Consider the following 15312-nt stretch of genomic DNA (forward strand, 5'->3'; position numbering starts at 1 on the left):
GTACCGCCTGGTCCCGGCCCCGCGCACTGGCGCCGAGACCCCTGAGCACGCTGCGAGCTAAGCACCCTTGACTCGCGCCGAGATCCACCCTCAGCACCAGCGCCTGGCGGCGCGCTTGAAGGAGCTCCGCCAGGCCGCTGGGCTGTCGGCCGCTGCCCTCGGGCAGCCTTTCGGCTGGTCACAGAGCAAGACCTCCAAGATGGAGAACGGCACCTCCGCCCTGGTCATCGCAGATATCCACCAGTGGCTCGACCGGGTCCAGGCCAGCGACGACGAACGCACCGAGGTGCTCGCCCTGGCCCGCGAGACCGGTACCCGCGTACGTCCCTGGCGCGACGCCGACCGCCCGGATGCCGCGACCCAGCAGGACGCGCGAGGCCGCCGCGACACCGAGACCAGCGGAATCGGGGTGTTCCAGTCCGAAGTGGTGCCCGGACTGCTGCAGACCCCCGAGTACGCCCGCCGCCTGCGTGAGGTCCACACCCTGCTCCCGGCCGACGAGATCCCGGCCGCGGTGCTGGCGCTGATGAACCGCCAGACCGTGCTCTTCGACGAGACCAAGCAGTTCGACCTGGTCATCACCGAGACCGCGCTGCGCTGGCGCCCGGGCTCGGTCGCGCTCTCACTCGCCCAGCTCGACCGCATCGCCACCCTGGCCGGACTGCCCAACGTCCGCATCGGCGTCCTGTCACGCGAGACCCAGGAGCGCACCGCCGCGCGCCCGCTGCACTCGTTCGTGGTGCTGCGCTATGCCGACGCGCCGTCGACCGTGGAGATCGAGACCCTCACCGCCGAGCAGGAAGTCACCGAGCCCGCCGACGTGGAGCTCTACGAGCAGTTCCTCGCCGAGCAGCAAGGCCTCGCCGAGCACGGCCCGGCGCTCCTGGCTCTACTCGACCGGATCCGCGACGACCTCAGGCAGCTCACCTCGAACGGCTCATGACCGGCACCCCGGTCATGCCCGGCGACGAGTTGCCCGACGACGACTATCTGACCTGGTCCTGCGGGGTGTGCGGGCTGTGCACCCAGGGCGGACGCCGGGGGCTGCGGCTGCACATGGACACCGTCCACCCGGAACCGTCGTGACCGGGGCCCGCCTCCCCGTCCGGACCACGACGACGAGTTAGTCGCAGATCGCGACTAGGTCCGCGACTCGGTAAATCTGCTGGTCGCGGGACATATGTGCGCACTCGGTGCGGTAGGACGGGAATCAGGGCGCGACTCCCGACTAGTCGTCGACTAGTCTTGAGTGCAGAGAGGCCCCGGCGGCTGGCACCGCCGAGGCCTCAGAGCGGACTACCAAACCGATCCCCTGCATGAGGAAGTCAGGCGCCCATGAAGACCGTACCCAGCACGCGCCGCACGCCGGTCATGCCGGTCGTCGACCGCGCGTCGCGGCTGCCCTGCCGCCCCTGACAACGTCGAGCTGTTCTTCCCGGTCGGCACCAGCGGACCGGCCCTGCAGCAGACCGCCGAGGCCAAGACGCTCTGCATGAGCTGCCCGATCCTGCAGGCCTGCCGCGAGGACGCCCTCGCCCGGCCCGCCCACTTCGCCCACGGAGTGGTGGGTCCGTGGCGCCCCTTGGGTGTTGTCCTCGGCGTGGACGGCCCTGATCCGCTCCGCGAGCTCGACATCGGCCCGGGCACGCTCGTCGCGTGCCGGGGCGGCCTTGACCCAGGCGTAGTAGGACGAGCGCTCGATCTCGACGAGCTCACAGAGTCGCTTCACCTCGAAGGTGGCGGAGTTGTCGGCGACGAACTGGAAGCGACTCACCAGCGCGTCTCCCCGGCGAAATACTTGGCCGCCCGCTGAAGGATCTCCCGCTCGGTCGTGAGCTTGGTGGTCTCGATCTCGAGCTCGTCCACCCTCGCTTCAAGCCGGGCGATCTTCTGGGCCGGCGTCTCATCGGTCGGCGCCGACGGGCTCGTCGTCGTGGCCGTCCTCGACTGCAGCGGGCTGGAGGTCGGTGTCCGGTCAGCGGCGGTCTTCCTGCCGGTCCCGTAGACCTCGAGCCAGTGCCGCAGCGTCCCGCGCACGATGCCGAGGTCCTCGGCGATACCGCGGACCGTGGCGCCCGGGGTGGACTCGTACAAGTCCACGGCCTGACGACGGAACTCCTCGGAGTAGCTCTTCCTGGCCATGATTCTCAGATCATCTCGCTTCCCCAGCACCAAGTGCTGGATTCAGCGTGTCCAAGAACCGGGGTCAGGCCCCGGCGAATTCAGGCGGTTGAAGCATCTAGCTCAACGAGTTCGGCGAATATCTCGGAGGGCTTCTTCCAGTTGTGGATTTTACGGGGGTCGGTCGTTGATGTCGCAAGCCACCATCGCCAGGTATTTCGGGTCCGAGGTGATGTCCGTGCCTTTCGGGAAGTACTCGCGGACGATGCGGTTGAGGTTCTCGTTGCTGCCGCGTTCCCACGGCGAGTGTGGGTGGGCGAGGTACACCGGCATCGAGCCCTTGGTGACGGTGGCGTGGCCGGCCATCTCGGCACCGCAGTCCCAGGTCAGTGAGGCCCGCATGTGCGCGGGCAGACCGCTGGTGGCGGCGATGACCCCACGGCCGACGGTGAGCGCGTCGCGGCCGGTCAGGGGCACGAGGACCAGGAACCGGGAGGTGCGCTCGACCAGCGTGGCGACGGCGGTCTTGCCGTTCTTGCCGATGACCAGGTCACCCTCCCAGTGGCCGGGCACGGCGGCGCCCCTGGGCGTCGGCGGGGGCGGGCGTCGATGTAGGTCGGGTCCTTGATCCGCGGGGCCGGTGGGGGCTTGGCGCCGCCTCGTCGGGCGGTGCGCCCGGACCGTAGCGCGAGCAGCTTCGCGGCCAGCGTGGACACCGGGGTGGCATAGATCCACTGGTAGATCGCCTCGTGAGACACCCGACAAGCCTCGTCATCGGGGTGCTCGGTCGGCAACCGGCCGCGATCGAGGCCGGTGACCAGCCACCACGCAACAGAGCATGCACGATCCCGCGCAACCGCGGGTGACGGTCCACCGCGAACTGCTTCGGCCGCTCCCGCGCCGCCAGGGCCCGTTCCTGCGCTGCCGCGGCCCGGTACTCGTAGCGTCCGCCGTGACGACGGACCTCACGAGAGATCACCGACCGATCACGACCCACCACCGAGGCGATCTGCTTGTAGGACAAGCCCTCCGCGAGACCCCTCGAGATCTCCTCCCGATCCGACAACATCAACATCTCACGCACGGAACATCCTGTCCCGCCGAACAACCAAGATCAAGTGCTACGACCGGCTGAACTCGCCGCCACCTGCTTCGACAACGCCGTCGCCGAGTCGTTCTTCGCCAGCTACAAGAAAGAACTCATCCACACCCGGCCATGGAACGACGTCACCGAGGTCCGACAGCAGACATTCGTGTGGATCGAGAGCTACTACAACCGTCGCAGACGGCACTCCACCCTCGGATACTTGACACCCACCGAATACGAGCTAGGATTCAGGAAAATAACCGACTTGGCAGCCTAAACCGGCGTCAAAGAAATCGGGAACACTCCAACCCATGATCACGGGCGGGTGGACCTGCGTCACTCCTCGCCCCGCGGGCTCGCCGCTGGCGATGTGGCGAAGGACGAACGCGAGGCCAGCTACAAGCCCGCCGGAGAACCCGCCCCCCGGGCCGTAGTGTCCGCCGACCAGCAGGTAGATCGAGTACAACAGCATGACGGGGAACAGCATACGGGCAACGGGAACCAGCGGGGAGATGTAACCTTCCGGCCCGGGTCCGCCGCCCGGCGACTCGTCGTCCACAGCGGGTGTCCCTCTGCCTGGAGATGGGGTGTACGCCCGAGGCGCTCTCCATCCCACCGGTTCCTGCCACCTGCCCGGGGAGGCGCGGGCGTCGACCGTCCACTCGGTCACCGGTTCGCCTGCGGGCCCGGGCGAGGTCTTCACCGAGTTCCTCGAGTGTGCCAGGGTTTCGCGGTGTCGAGTGGGAGGTCACCGGGCGCGATCCTGAGGGTGAAATGGGTGGCAGCCCGGTACTCGATGGGGAGTTCCTGCAGTAGAGGCGCTACGACGGTGACCACCGACTTCGCGTGGATGGGGCCGAACACCGCGATCGCCCATTGCCGGGCTTCTGCGTCAGGTAGGGCCAGCGGGGCGCCGCTGGCTTTGTCCGTCCGTGTCACCGCCAACCGCCATTCCGACATGCTGCTGTCTACCCGGTGGACGGCCGAGCAGAGTGAGAGAACGTCACCGTTCCGGCTGATGCGTGCGTAGGCGAGCTCGGTTCCAGGGTCGACCCTGTTCACGTCGAACGCGTCGCGGAGGTGGAAAACGACGTCGGGAAAGCGCTCCTGCAACGCATCGATCTCCCGGTCTTCCAAATGGTCACGTCGCCGGAGCCATCGGATCATGGCGCAGCCCCCCGCCCGGCGGAGCGCTCAGCCCGCTGCGCCGCCTCCGGAGCGTCGACGCCGGCCCTGGCCCGTTCGTCGGCCTCGGCCCGTTCCCGGTCCCGCAGCTCCTGCCGGGCGCGTACGAGCGCCGCAGTCTCCGCGGGCGGGTCCGGGCTGAACAGGCTGCCGGGCACCGGCCTCCCGGCAGCGCCCAGCTGGTTCATCCGCTTCGGCACCGAGGCGCCCTGGTAGTCGAGCACGACCGGGTGGCCGTCCTTGTCGAGACCGGCCAGCGGCTGGTGTAGCTCGACATACTGGCCGTGTGGGAGCCGCGTGATGATGCCGGTCTCCAGGCCGTGCTCCAGCACCGCGCGGTCGGAGTTCTGCAACCCGATGCACCAGCGGTAGGCCACCCAGTACACGATCGGCGGCACGATCAGCAGCCCGAGCCGCCCCGCCCAGGTCGTCGCGTTGAGCGAGACGTGGAAGAACAGCGCGATCCAGTCGTTGAACCCGCAGAGCACCAACCATAGGTAGAACGCGATCGCCATCGCCCCCAGCGCCGTCCGGACAGGCACGTCCCGGGGCCGCTGGAGCAGGTTGTGGTGCGCCTGGTCGCCGGTGAACCTCCGCTCGATCCTCGGATACGCGGACGCCACGGCGAACAACACGGGCAGGAACGCCGCGGTCGGCAGGAACGCCGACGGGATGGTGTACGTGTCGAACAGGTAGAATTCCCACGGCGGGAAGATCCGCCCCATCCCTTCGGAGAAGAGCATATAGAAGTCGGGCTGCGACCCGGCCGAGACGTGCGAGGGATCGTAGGGCCCGAAGAACCAGATGCGGTTGATCTCGAAGAGTCCGGCGATTAGCACCAGGACACCGGTGACGACGAAAAAGAACGCGCCACCCTTGGCGGCGAACTGCGGCATGATGCGCACACCAACGACGTTGTTCTCTGTCCGACCGACGCCGGGGAACTGGGTATGCTTCTGGTACCACACCAACCCCAAGTGCACCGCGATCAGCGCGAGGATGACCCCGGGCAGGATCAGCACGTGAATGATGTAGAGCCGCGGGATGATCTCCATTCCCATGAACTCGCCACCGAACAACGCCCAGTGCACCCAGGTGCCGACCACGGGCACGGACAAGGTGATACCGGAGGCGATGCGCAGACCGACCCGGAGAGCATCTCGTCGGGCAGCGAGTAGCCGGTGAAACCGGCAAAGGTGCCGAGTAGGATCAGGTTCACCCCGATCACCCAGTTCGCCTCACGCGGCTTGCGGAATGCTCCGGTGAAATACACACGGAACATGTGACAGATCATCGAAGCGACGAACAGCAGCGCCGACCAGTGGTGGAGCTGCCGCATGAACAGGCCGCCGCGCACCTCGAACGTCAGCTCGAGGGCCGACTCATAGGCCCTTGACATGTGCACTCCGCGCAGCGGGTCGTAGGGGCCGTTGTAAACGACCTCCTCCATCGAGGGATCGAAGAACAGCGCCAGGTACACGCCCGACAGAAGAACGATGATGAAGCTGTAGAGAGCAATCTCGCCCAGCATGAACGACCAATGGGTCGGGAAGACCTTGTTGAACTGCTTCCGCAACCCGGCCGCATAAGCGAAACGCTCGTCGGCCTGATCGAGCACCACTGCGCTCGTCCCCGGCGGCTTCGGTCTCTTCGCCAACGCATCGGTTGAGTTCATATCTTGGAGCTTCCTCCTCGAATACTCAGTGAGGGCCAGATTACAGACGCGATGCCACCCCGGCTCCTGCACGGATCGTCAATGACGTTCGGTGGACCAGATCGGCCCACTCTGTGTGAACGTGTTTGAGAAGCCCGCGCAGCAGTGGCTCTCGCGTGGCCGTAAGGCCAAGACTGGCGGGACTTCTGCAGGTCGCCCGAGCGGAGCACCGGTGCGACGCGGATATCGGACGTCACTTTGAGCGCTTCTCAAACACGCTCTGAGGGAATCGACCCGTAGGGCCGCGTAGGGCCGTCTGCCGCCCGGGAACGGCAAAACCGGCCGTGGGCACCACCGGGGCGTGGCACCTGTCGACCAGGAACTATGACCCTGCACCGGTCCACAGTAAAGGACGGCAAGCCGGTGACGGACACGGTCGGAAGCCCTCTCGCCAGACACCAGCAGCGGGAGCGACTGATGCCAACCAGTTGCCTCCCGGGCTTTTGTCCCGCCGTGGGACGGCCTCGCGGCCGCCTGCATCTCTCGGACCAGACTCCCGAGGGACGGGACGGAACCCTAGACGCGCCCCACCATCGTGGTGGATCGCATCGGATTCTAGCCGATCGTCCGGTTCTCGTCGCATCAGCGCCTCACTGCGGGTCGGTGTTGCCGCCGAATCGCTCGCGCAGGTTGCGGGCCAGGCGCTGTCGCAGCAGATCGCCGTCGGCGTGGCGCTGGTGGCGCTCACGGCGTCAGTTCTCAGTACGTGCGAGGTCACGCCACGCCGTACCTGCTCTGACCAGCCCGAACATCAGGTTGGCAAAGGCTCACTGGTCCAGCTGGTCGCCACCGGAGCAATGCTTGAGACCTGTGGATGACTGTGGAGGGGCCGTACCCTTCCGGTGATCTTGAAGGCTCTCAAGCAAGACCGGCGCAGCAACGCTGGTCGGAAGGGCACGACCCATGCTCAGCGTAGTTCCCGAGGCCGGATCCGGTGACGAGGCCCGTGTGCAGGAGGGGCCGGCGTTGATCGACGAGCTCGTCCGCGAGGGCGCCCGCCGGATGCTCGCCCAGGCTCTGCAGGCCGAGGTCGACGACTACATCACCCGCCACAGCAACGAACGCGACGCCCACGGGCGGCGTCTGGTGGTGCGCAACGGCTCCCACGAGCCTCGCGAGGTGGTGACAGCCGCGGGCGCGGTGGCGGTGCGGGCGCCGCGGGTCGACGACCGCCGGATCGACCCCGCGACGGGCGAGCGGCGCCGGTTCTCCTCGGCGATCCTGCCGTCCTGGTGCCGCAGGACGCCGAAGATCACCGAGGTGCTGCCGCTGCTCTACCTGCACGGCCTCTCGTCGGGGGACTTCGTGCCCGCGCTGGGGCAGTTCCTCGGCTCCAACGCGGGCCTGTCCTCATCGACGGTCACCAGGCTGACCGAGACCTGGAAGACCGAGCAGCAGGCGTTCTCCCACCGGGACCTGTCCGGGGTGGACTACGTGTACGTGTGGGCCGACGGCATCCACGTCACCATCCGCCTCGCCGAGCACAAGTTGTGTCTGCTCGTGCTCATCGGAGTCCGCGCCGACGGGCACAAGGAGCTCGTCGCCCTCGTCGACGGCTACCGGGAAGCGACCGAGTCCTGGGCGGACCTGCTGCGCGACTGCGCGCGGCGCGGCATGCGCGCCCCCGTCCTGGCCGTCGGGGACGGCGCGCTCGGGTTCTGGGGCGCGCTACGGGAGGTGTTCCCCGAGACCCGTGAGCAGCGCTGCTGGGTGCACAAAACCGCCAACGTCCTCGCCGCCCTGCCCAAGTCGGCGCATCCGGGAGCGAAGAAGGCGCTGACCGAGATCTGGAACGTCGAAGACAAACACAAGGCCCTCGACGCCGTGACCTGCTTCGACGCCGCCTACGGGGCAAAGTTCGGCAAGGCCGTGGCGAAGGTCCGTGACGACCTCGATGAGTTGCTCGCCTTCTACGACTTCCCCGCCGAGCACTGGCAGTACCTACGCACCACGAACCCGATCGAGTCCACGTTCGCGACCGTCCGCCACCGCACCCGCGTCACCCGCGGGCCCGGCTCACGCACCGCCGGGCTCGCGATGGCGTTCAAACTCATCGAAGCCGCCCAGGACCGCTGGCGCGCCGTGAACGGCCCGCACCTGGTCGCGCTCGTCCGCGCCGGAGCAGTCTTCGAGGCCGGACGACTCGTTGAACGACCCGACGACCACACCCACACCGAAGCCGCCTAAAAGATCTTCATCCACAGGTCTTGACGATTGCTCGCCGGCGGATCCGGCGCGCGCCTGGGGTGCGGGCTGATCATGGTCTACCGCGACAGCATCGAGCGCCGTATGTCCGACGTTGAGGATCGCCTCGGCGACCGCGCGGGACAGAACACCGCGGCGTAGCAGCTCGGTGAAGTGATCGGTGAGCACTGCCGCTGCCCGGGAAAGGTCCTTGCCGGGCAGGTCAAAATCCTGGCGGGTGATGACCAGCACCTCACGAGCCCGCCGCGGCGACCCGATCGACGTCGATGACATGGGCACCATGACCGACATCCTATGTGACCGACCGTTGGCTGCTCACTGTTGGTGATCGAGGTCCCCGGTGTCGGTGATCGGGATGTTCCCGGTGAAGAAGCGGCGCGTGCGGACCACGATCCCCGAGCCGTCGGGGGGTAAGGCCCCGGCGTCCTCCGTGTGATGGGTTCAGGCAGCGGTGGGGTTGGTCGCGCGGACCGCCCCGATGAACTCGCCCGAGTAGTAGGGGCTGGACCAGATGTCGGGTTCGACCTTGACCACGTCCCCGGTCTGCGGGGCGTGCAGCATCTGCCCGTTGCCCAAGTAGAGTCCGGGCTGATCCGCTGTCCCCGGAGCCGCCACCGGGGGCCTGCCGGAGGGTTTCTGGATCGAGTCCAGTTTTATGGGGCGAGTGTAGAGGCGCCGGTTCGGGACGTTGTCGTTGCCGGGCTGTCGGGGATGTGGGAGAGCCCCGCCCCGGGGGTGGGCACCCTGTGGGTCAGTGCCGTGGTCCCTCGGGGCGGGGCTCTGTCCTGTGCGCGGTCTGTGTGCTGTTGGTGGGCAGAAGAGCAGACCGCGTGGTCGCCGGCGTGGTGAAGGTTGGGCCGTCGGCGAAGCAGTGCTGGGTGGTGCGGGTGTTACTTGTGGCCCTTGACGGTGTCTCCGGCGGCGCCGGCCTGGGCGCAGTTGTCGGACTGGTCGGTGACCGAGTCCCCGGACTTCGCGGTGCCGGATCCGAGGATCCCGAGTGCGCCGGTGAGCCCGTTCGCGGCGGCGGCGTCCTCGATGGGGACCTGCAGCCCGACGAGGTTGAGCGGGATGTTGTTGTTGCAGGCCTGGATCGGGACGTTGATGTTGTTGCCGTTGAGGCCGGCGATCAGGCCTTCGGCGCTCTTGTCGATCCCGTCACCGTGGTCACCGCTGTGGGTGCCGTGGGCCATCGCCACCGGGGAGAGCGCCATCAGCGATGCGGCCGAGGCGGCGACGACGATCCCGGTCTTCTTCCACATGGGGTATGTCCTCCTGGTTGTTGCTGGCACGTCGGATACGAGGGGAGCCCGTGCCAGCTGCAACGAGAGGGTTCAGGTCGGGAAACTACAGGTCAAACACTGTCACCCGGGTCGCGCGCGGCGCGCACGGACTGTTGCTGCGACAGCCGTCGCGACCACCCGTACAGGAGGTGTCTGGTCGGACAGGGGACACGGTCGTGTCACGCACCGTGGTCCTTCCTGGTGTGTCCTGATCTGTCCTGGTTCGCCACGGTCCGGCGACGTCCGGCGGCGTCCTGTGGGGTCGGGGGGGGGCTGGGTGACGGGGTGGGCCGGGCCGTCGCCGGAGGGGTGGGCGGCCCGGCCCTGGTGGGCGGTCGCGGGTGGCGTGCGCTCCCCAGCGCGCCGGGTGGGTGCGACCGCTGCAGACCCGAACACCTTCAGTGTGACCTATCGCACTGCGCGGGGGAAGGGTGTTGTCGTGGGGGGGCGGTGCCGGGGTGTCAGGGGTGTCAGGGGTGGCGGGTCAGGACGGTGGTGGTGGTGTCGCCGGCGGGGCCGCGCAGGACGAGGGTGTTGTTGGTGATGTCGGCGTGGCTGGTCTGGGTGAGCCAGTCGGCGATGGGGACGTTCTCGCAGTTCATGAGGGTGGTCGGGTTGGCGGTGGCGGTGAATGTGTCGTCGGTGTGAACGCCCCAGGTGCCGGTCAGGTGGTTGCAGCCGTCGGAGCCGGTCCAGTGTCCGTCGGGGGTGAACTCGACGAACGCTCGCCCTGCGGTGGTGTCGTCCGCGGGGGTCCAGTGGCCGATCAGGGCCTGCTGCAGGGGATGCGCGGAGGGGGCATCGGTCGGCATCGGCAGCGTGGTAGCCGCGGCCGGGTCGGTCGGTGTGGTGAGTGCGGCGGGTGTGGCGGGGAGGGGTCCGACGGCGTGGGGGCCGTCGGTGTCGGTGGTGGTGGTGTCGGGTCGGGGCACGTGGACTCCTGCGGTGGGGTGCGGGGGCTGGTGCTGTCCGGGTTCCCAGACCTCGTAGTAGGGCTGCTCGGCCGCGGCGGGCTGGGTGGCGTCGGCGGTGGCGGTGCTGGTGGTGAGTGCGCCGGCGGTGGTGAGGGCGACGGCGGCGAGGAGCGCTGCGGCACCGGCGCGTCGTGCGCGGGAAGTCGTGTGCATGGGTTTCATTCCAACACGGTTACTGACGGGTAGGTCCAGCCGACAGTAGGTGACCTCGCCGCCTGCGGCGGAGCGACGGTAGGTGACCGCGAAGCCTTCGGCGGTGTCGCTGCTGCGGGCCGCGTCTCGGGGACGCGGGGGCGAGCCTCCTGGTCGCAGCCCCGGGCTCAGGCGGTAGGGCCCAGGTCGGCGTCCTCGGCACGGCCTGCGGGTGTCACAGCGTCAGGAGGGCGGTGTTGGTGGCGTCGAGGTCGAAGTGGTGGGGGTCGTACTGGTCTGATCCCCACCATTGGACTCGGTCGGTGTGTTCGGGGTGGTCGGGGTCGGCGAGTGCGTCGAGGAATGCGGCGTAGCCGGGTGTGCCGCCGACGTCTTCGGGTGGGCAGGCGCCGCGGCCGTCGATACAGCGTGGGTAGCGCACTGCGGGCTCGGCGGTGGTGAGCGCGGTGACGGTCAGGGTGTGGTGCCAGTTGTCGCCGAAGTCGTAGACGTAGTCGGCTTCCTGCCCGACCTGGAAGAGCTGGGCGAGGGTGACGGCCTGCTCGTCGTGGGTACGGTCGCCGAGGTCCCAGGCGGGGTCCCAGTCCGGGTCGGGGATGCCGTAGCAGGTGTCGTTGATGGTGAACTTGTGCAGGTGGGAGCTCTCCCACCCCATTGCTTCCTGGATGACCTGGTGCAGGACGGCGAGGGTGACCTCGGCGGGGACCTCGACGGTCCGGTGGACCTCGAGGTCGACCTCGAGTAGTGCGATCCCGATCCGGAAGATCGCCGACCGACCCGCCGTCGGCGCTGTCGAGGGAGCGACCGCGGGCACTGCCGCCGGTGCCGTGGTGTCTGTGTGGGGCATGGCTGCGATGGTCTCACCGTCTCGACCCAGCGGCAGGGCCTGGGTTCCGCAGTTGTCGCTCGGTGAAAGTGGAGCAATGCTTGAGACCTGTGGATGACTGTGGAGGGGCCGTACCCTTCCGGTGATCTTGAAGGCTCTCAAGCAAGACCGGCGCAGCAACGCTGGTCGGAAGGGCACGACCCATGCTCAGCGTAGTTCCCGAGGCCGGATCCGGTGACGAGGCCCGTGTGCAGGAGGGGCCGGCGTTGATCGACGAGCTCGTCCGCGAGGGCGCCCGCCGGATGCTCGCCCAGGCTCTGCAGGCCGAGGTCGACGACTACATCACCCGCCACAGCAACGAACGCGACGCCCACGGGCGGCGTCTGGTGGTGCGCAACGGCTCCCACGAGCCTCGCGAGGTGGTGACAGCCGCGGGCGCGGTGGCGGTGCGGGCGCCGCGGGTCGACGACCGCCGGATCGACCCCGCGACGGGCGAGCGGCGCCGGTTCTCCTCGGCGATCCTGCCGTCCTGGTGCCGCAGGACGCCGAAGATCACCGAGGTGCTGCCGCTGCTCTACCTGCACGGCCTCTCGTCGGGGGACTTCGTGCCCGCGCTGGGGCAGTTCCTCGGCTCCAACGCGGGCCTGTCCTCATCGACGGTCACCAGGCTGACCGAGACCTGGAAGACCGAGCAGCAGGCGTTCTCCCACCGGGACCTGTCCGGGGTGGACTACGTGTACGTGTGGGCCGACGGCATCCACGTCACCATCCGCCTCGCCGAGCACAAGTTGTGTCTGCTCGTGCTCATCGGAGTCCGCGCCGACGGGCACAAGGAGCTCGTCGCCCTCGTCGACGGCTACCGGGAAGCGACCGAGTCCTGGGCGGACCTGCTGCGCGACTGCGCGCGGCGCGGCATGCGCGCCCCCGTCCTGGCCGTCGGGGACGGCGCGCTCGGGTTCTGGGGCGCGCTACGGGAGGTGTTCCCCGAGACCCGTGAGCAGCGCTGCTGGGTGCACAAAACCGCCAACGTCCTCGCCGCCCTGCCCAAGTCGGCGCATCCGGGAGCGAAGAAGGCGCTGACCGAGATCTGGAACGTCGAAGACAAACACAAGGCCCTCGACGCCGTGACCTGCTTCGACGCCGCCTACGGGGCAAAGTTCGGCAAGGCCGTGGCGAAGGTCCGTGACGACCTCGATGAGTTGCTCGCCTTCTACGACTTCCCCGCCGAGCACTGGCAGTACCTACGCACCACGAACCCGATCGAGTCCACGTTCGCGACCGTCCGCCACCGCACCCGCGTCACCCGCGGGCCCGGCTCACGCACCGCCGGGCTCGCGATGGCGTTCAAACTCATCGAAGCCGCCCAGGACCGCTGGCGCGCCGTGAACGGCCCGCACCTGGTCGCGCTCGTCCGCGCCGGAGCAGTCTTCGAGGCCGGACGACTCGTTGAACGACCCGACGACCACACCCACACCGAAGCCGCCTAAAAGATCTTCATCCACAGGTCTTGACGATTGCTCGCCGGCGGATCCGGCGCGCGCCTGGGGTGCGGGCTGATCATGGTCTACCGCGACAGCATCGAGCGCCGTATGTCCGACGTTGGACCCGGTCGACGGGGCGACACCGGCGTCGACCAGGCGCTGGGTGAACCGCAGCGCTGTGTACTGGGCTCCCTTGTCGCTGTGGAAGATCAACTGGCCGGGGCGCAGGTCCCGCGAGCGCAGGGCGTGGTTGAGCGCGGTGAGCACCAGCGCGGTCGTCGCACGGGAGTCGGTGGCCCAGCCGACGACCCGGTTGGAGAACGCGTCACGCACCGAGGCCATCCACAACACGCCCTCGCCGGTGACGATCCGGGTCAGATCGGCCACCCACACCCGGTTCGGCGCGGCCGCGGTGAAGTCGCGTTCGAGCAGGTCCGGCGCCGGCCGGTGGGCGGGGTTCTGCCGGGTCGAGCCGCCCTTCCAGCCGCGGCGCAGGTGGGCGCCCTGCAGGCCGTGCTCGCGCATGATCCGCTCGACGCGCTTGCGGCCGACGTGCACGCCTTGGCGGCGCAGCTCGAGCCAGACCCGCGGGGATCCGTAGGCGGTGGCGAACTCGCTGACCGAGCGGATCTTCACGATCTGTTCGAGGAGCACGGCGTCGTCGAGGTGGCGCTGAGAGGGGTTCGCGCGGCGGGTGCGCCAGTCGTAGTAGGTCGAGACCGGCACACCAAGGACCCGTAGTACGAGACCGGCGGGGAAGCCATGGGCGTCGACGAAGCTCATGACCACCTCCGGGTCGGGCCGATCTCGGAGGCGAAATAGGCGCTCGCCGCGCGCAGGACCTCGTTGACCCGCCGCAGCTCGGCGTTTTCCTTCGCCAGCCTGCGGTTCTCGGCGAGCATGTCGGTCGACGGCCGATCATGGCGCTCGCCGGTGTCGGCCTCGGCTTGGCGGACCCAGCTGCGCAGGGCCTCGTGATGCACCCCGAGCTGCTGCGCGAGCGTCCGGAACGTCGGGCGAGGGTCGGACTCCCGATACAGCCGAACCGCCCGTTCACGCAGCTCATCGGGGTACTTCTTCGGTGCAGTCACCAGTGCCTTCCTTCCTGGCTCTCAAGATCGAACCAGTGTTCAGACACTCCGGCAAAGCGGGGGAACCTCACAGCTCGATCATCACCCGCCGGTTGAGCCGCGCGTACTCCTGCGCCCAGTGCAGGTCGGCCCGGTAGGCGTCCATCTGCGGGGTGCCGGCGAGGAACACGGCCAGGTCGCGGTCGGGCAGCTCCTGGTTGTGCGGCAGCACCTTGGCCTTCTCGATGTGCAGGTTGGCCAGGATGTTGCCGATCCCCCGCGACCCGGAGTGCAGCATCAGCCAGACCCGGTCGTCGCCGTCGAGGCAGAGCTCCACAAAGTGATTTCCGCCCCCGAGCGAGCCGAGCTGCTGGTGGGCCTTGCCACGCAGCTTGTCCTCGCTGGTCCAGGACGCATCGCGCAGATGGTGCAGCCGGTCGAAGCCGCGCCAGAACCCGGCCCAGTCGAGCTCGGTGGGCACTACCTGATGACGGTCAAGGCTAACCAGCCCACGCTGCTGGCCCGGCTGCGTGCGCTGCCCTGGAAGATGACCGGGCCGGCCGCCCGGCAGCGGGCCCGTGGCCACGGGCGGGTCGAGACCCGCACGATCAGCGTGCTCTCCCTGCAGCGGTGCCCGGACCGGGGCGGGGAGTTCTTCCCACACGCCGCCCAGGCCATCCGGCTCATCCGCCGGCGCCGCCCGCTACGTCCGGGCGCACGGTGGAAGACCGTGACCGTCTACGCGATCACCAGCCTGACCGCGTTCCAGGCAGACCCGATCTTGCTGGCCCGCTGGATCCGCGGGCACTGGAACATCGAGAACCGGCTGCACTGGGTCCGGGACGTCTCCTTCGACGAGGACCGCTCCCAGACCCGCACCGCAGCCGGACCGCAGGTCATGGCCGCCCTGCGCAACCTCGCGATCGCCGCACTCCGACTGACCGGGACCACCAACATCGCCGCCGGACTACGCCACCACGCCCGAGACGCCCACCGGCCCTTGACCACCTACAAGATCATCTGACGACTTTGCCGGGGCCCTGGCTGCGCCCCAGCTACACTCCAAGAACTATTCGAATCCCCCCAGGAGATCCAACTTCCGCCGCAGTCCAGGACAACGGCATGCGACCGGCAACGCTAACTCGATAGACCTTGTTTTTCAAAACGCCATCAACCTTAAAGCTAAATTGACACGAACTCCCCACAATGATAG

14 protein-coding genes, 6 pseudogenes and 1 riboswitch are annotated in these 15312 nt (G+C 68.4%); of the genes and pseudogenes, 7 read left to right on the forward strand and 13 right to left on the reverse strand.

Annotated elements, in window-relative coordinates; genetic code table 11:
* Window positions 1-67 precede the first annotated feature (67 nt).
* The 3 genes and pseudogenes from Ae717Ps2_RS33420 to Ae717Ps2_RS40145 form a co-directional block, all read left to right on the forward strand.
* Window positions 68-943, forward strand: a complete 876-nt coding sequence (locus Ae717Ps2_RS33420) for a DUF5753 domain-containing protein (RefSeq protein WP_075313259.1) — start codon at window positions 68-70, stop codon at window positions 941-943.
* Window positions 940-1086, forward strand: a complete 147-nt coding sequence (locus tag Ae717Ps2_RS37830; RefSeq protein WP_158071578.1) for a hypothetical protein — start codon at window positions 940-942, stop codon at window positions 1084-1086. The genes Ae717Ps2_RS33420 and Ae717Ps2_RS37830 overlap by 4 nt, the downstream gene beginning before the upstream one ends.
* 373 nt (window positions 1087-1459) lie before the next feature.
* Window positions 1460-1510, forward strand: a pseudogene (locus Ae717Ps2_RS40145) (hypothetical protein); the annotation flags it as partial.
* Between the two features lie 15 nt (window positions 1511-1525).
* Here the strand turns inward: Ae717Ps2_RS40145 and Ae717Ps2_RS33435 are convergent.
* From Ae717Ps2_RS33435 to Ae717Ps2_RS40765, 3 genes and pseudogenes are all read right to left on the reverse strand, one after another.
* Window positions 1526-2142: pseudogene (locus tag Ae717Ps2_RS33435) on the reverse strand (transposase); the annotation flags it as partial.
* Between the two features lie 150 nt (window positions 2143-2292).
* Window positions 2293-2856 carry an IS30 family transposase gene (locus tag Ae717Ps2_RS35790; protein ID WP_158071630.1) on the reverse strand — a complete coding sequence of 188 codons (564 nt, stop codon included), beginning with the start codon at window positions 2854-2856 and terminating at the stop codon, window positions 2293-2295.
* Window positions 2857-3085: 229 nt separating this feature from the next.
* Window positions 3086-3196: pseudogene (locus Ae717Ps2_RS40765) on the reverse strand (helix-turn-helix domain-containing protein); the annotation flags it as partial.
* 43 nt (window positions 3197-3239) lie between these two features.
* On the opposite strand from Ae717Ps2_RS40765, the gene Ae717Ps2_RS33445 reads away from it, so the two are divergent.
* On the forward strand, window positions 3240-3485 hold the full coding sequence (locus tag Ae717Ps2_RS33445; protein ID WP_158071577.1) for an integrase core domain-containing protein: 246 nt from the start codon (window positions 3240-3242) through the stop codon (window positions 3483-3485).
* Here the strand turns inward: Ae717Ps2_RS33445 and Ae717Ps2_RS33450 are convergent.
* The 3 genes and pseudogenes from Ae717Ps2_RS33450 to Ae717Ps2_RS33460 all read right to left on the reverse strand — a co-directional run bounded on the left by Ae717Ps2_RS33450 (window position 3450) and on the right by Ae717Ps2_RS33460 (window position 6068).
* The gene (locus tag Ae717Ps2_RS33450) at window positions 3450-3695 is read right to left on the reverse strand and encodes an MnhB domain-containing protein (RefSeq protein ID WP_075334512.1); all 246 of its coding nucleotides are present in this window, start codon (window positions 3693-3695) and stop codon (window positions 3450-3452) included. The two genes, Ae717Ps2_RS33445 and Ae717Ps2_RS33450, sit on opposite strands and share 36 nt — an antisense overlap.
* Before the next feature lie 212 nt (window positions 3696-3907).
* Complete coding sequence (locus Ae717Ps2_RS33455) at window positions 3908-4375, reverse strand: hypothetical protein (RefSeq protein WP_139319127.1); 468 nt, start codon at window positions 4373-4375, stop codon at window positions 3908-3910.
* Window positions 4372-6068 (reverse strand): annotated as a pseudogene (locus Ae717Ps2_RS33460) (cytochrome bc complex cytochrome b subunit). Before Ae717Ps2_RS33460 ends, Ae717Ps2_RS33455 begins: the two are co-directional and overlap by 4 nt.
* Window positions 6069-6537: 469 nt before the next feature.
* Window positions 6538-6638, reverse strand: a riboswitch (guanidine-I (ykkC/yxkD leader).
* A gap of 372 nt (window positions 6639-7010) precedes the next feature.
* On the opposite strand from Ae717Ps2_RS33460, the gene Ae717Ps2_RS33465 reads away from it, so the two are divergent.
* The gene (locus Ae717Ps2_RS33465; RefSeq protein WP_075334815.1) at window positions 7011-8294 is read left to right on the forward strand and encodes an IS256 family transposase; all 1284 of its coding nucleotides are present in this window, start codon (window positions 7011-7013) and stop codon (window positions 8292-8294) included.
* A gap of 459 nt (window positions 8295-8753) precedes the next feature.
* Here Ae717Ps2_RS33465 and Ae717Ps2_RS39980 read toward each other — a convergent pair whose 3' ends face one another.
* From Ae717Ps2_RS39980 to Ae717Ps2_RS33480, 4 genes are all read right to left on the reverse strand, one after another.
* Window positions 8754-8888: a hypothetical protein gene (locus tag Ae717Ps2_RS39980; RefSeq protein ID WP_255407990.1), complete on the reverse strand. Its 135-nt coding sequence runs from the start codon at window positions 8886-8888 to the stop codon at window positions 8754-8756.
* Window positions 8889-9202: 314 nt separating this feature from the next.
* Complete coding sequence (locus tag Ae717Ps2_RS33470; protein ID WP_075334526.1) at window positions 9203-9574, reverse strand: hypothetical protein; 372 nt, start codon at window positions 9572-9574, stop codon at window positions 9203-9205.
* Window positions 9575-10065: 491 nt separating this feature from the next.
* Window positions 10066-10722: an META domain-containing protein gene (locus Ae717Ps2_RS40150; protein ID WP_075334527.1), complete on the reverse strand. Its 657-nt coding sequence runs from the start codon at window positions 10720-10722 to the stop codon at window positions 10066-10068.
* Between the two features lie 214 nt (window positions 10723-10936).
* Window positions 10937-11569, reverse strand: coding sequence for a plasmid pRiA4b ORF-3 family protein (locus Ae717Ps2_RS33480; protein WP_083702652.1), 633 nt, complete (start codon window positions 11567-11569; stop codon window positions 10937-10939).
* A gap of 182 nt (window positions 11570-11751) precedes the next feature.
* Here Ae717Ps2_RS33480 and Ae717Ps2_RS33485 point away from each other — a divergent pair, with 182 nt between their 5' ends.
* Window positions 11752-13035 carry an IS256 family transposase gene (locus tag Ae717Ps2_RS33485; RefSeq protein WP_075334815.1) on the forward strand — a complete coding sequence of 428 codons (1284 nt, stop codon included), beginning with the start codon at window positions 11752-11754 and terminating at the stop codon, window positions 13033-13035.
* A gap of 129 nt (window positions 13036-13164) precedes the next feature.
* Here the strand turns inward: Ae717Ps2_RS33485 and Ae717Ps2_RS39740 are convergent.
* The 3 genes and pseudogenes from Ae717Ps2_RS39740 to Ae717Ps2_RS33500 form a co-directional block, all read right to left on the reverse strand.
* Window positions 13165-13812 (reverse strand): annotated as a pseudogene (locus Ae717Ps2_RS39740) (IS3 family transposase); the annotation flags it as partial.
* On the reverse strand, window positions 13809-14120 hold the full coding sequence (locus Ae717Ps2_RS33495) for a transposase (RefSeq protein WP_158071584.1): 312 nt from the start codon (window positions 14118-14120) through the stop codon (window positions 13809-13811). The pseudogene Ae717Ps2_RS39740 and the gene Ae717Ps2_RS33495, both read right to left, overlap by 4 nt.
* A 70-nt stretch (window positions 14121-14190) precedes the next feature.
* Window positions 14191-14580, reverse strand: a pseudogene (locus Ae717Ps2_RS33500) (RtcB family protein); the annotation flags it as partial.
* 6 nt (window positions 14581-14586) lie between these two features.
* Between Ae717Ps2_RS33500 and Ae717Ps2_RS33505 the strand changes: the two are divergent.
* On the forward strand, window positions 14587-15123 hold the full coding sequence (locus Ae717Ps2_RS33505) for an ISAs1 family transposase (RefSeq protein WP_075313183.1): 537 nt from the start codon (window positions 14587-14589) through the stop codon (window positions 15121-15123).
* The last annotated feature ends 189 nt before the right edge of the window (window positions 15124-15312 follow it).

This window comes from Pseudonocardia sp. Ae717_Ps2, assembly GCF_001932475.1.
In the GTDB taxonomy this organism is placed as follows: Bacteria; Actinomycetota; Actinomycetes; order Mycobacteriales; family Pseudonocardiaceae; genus Pseudonocardia.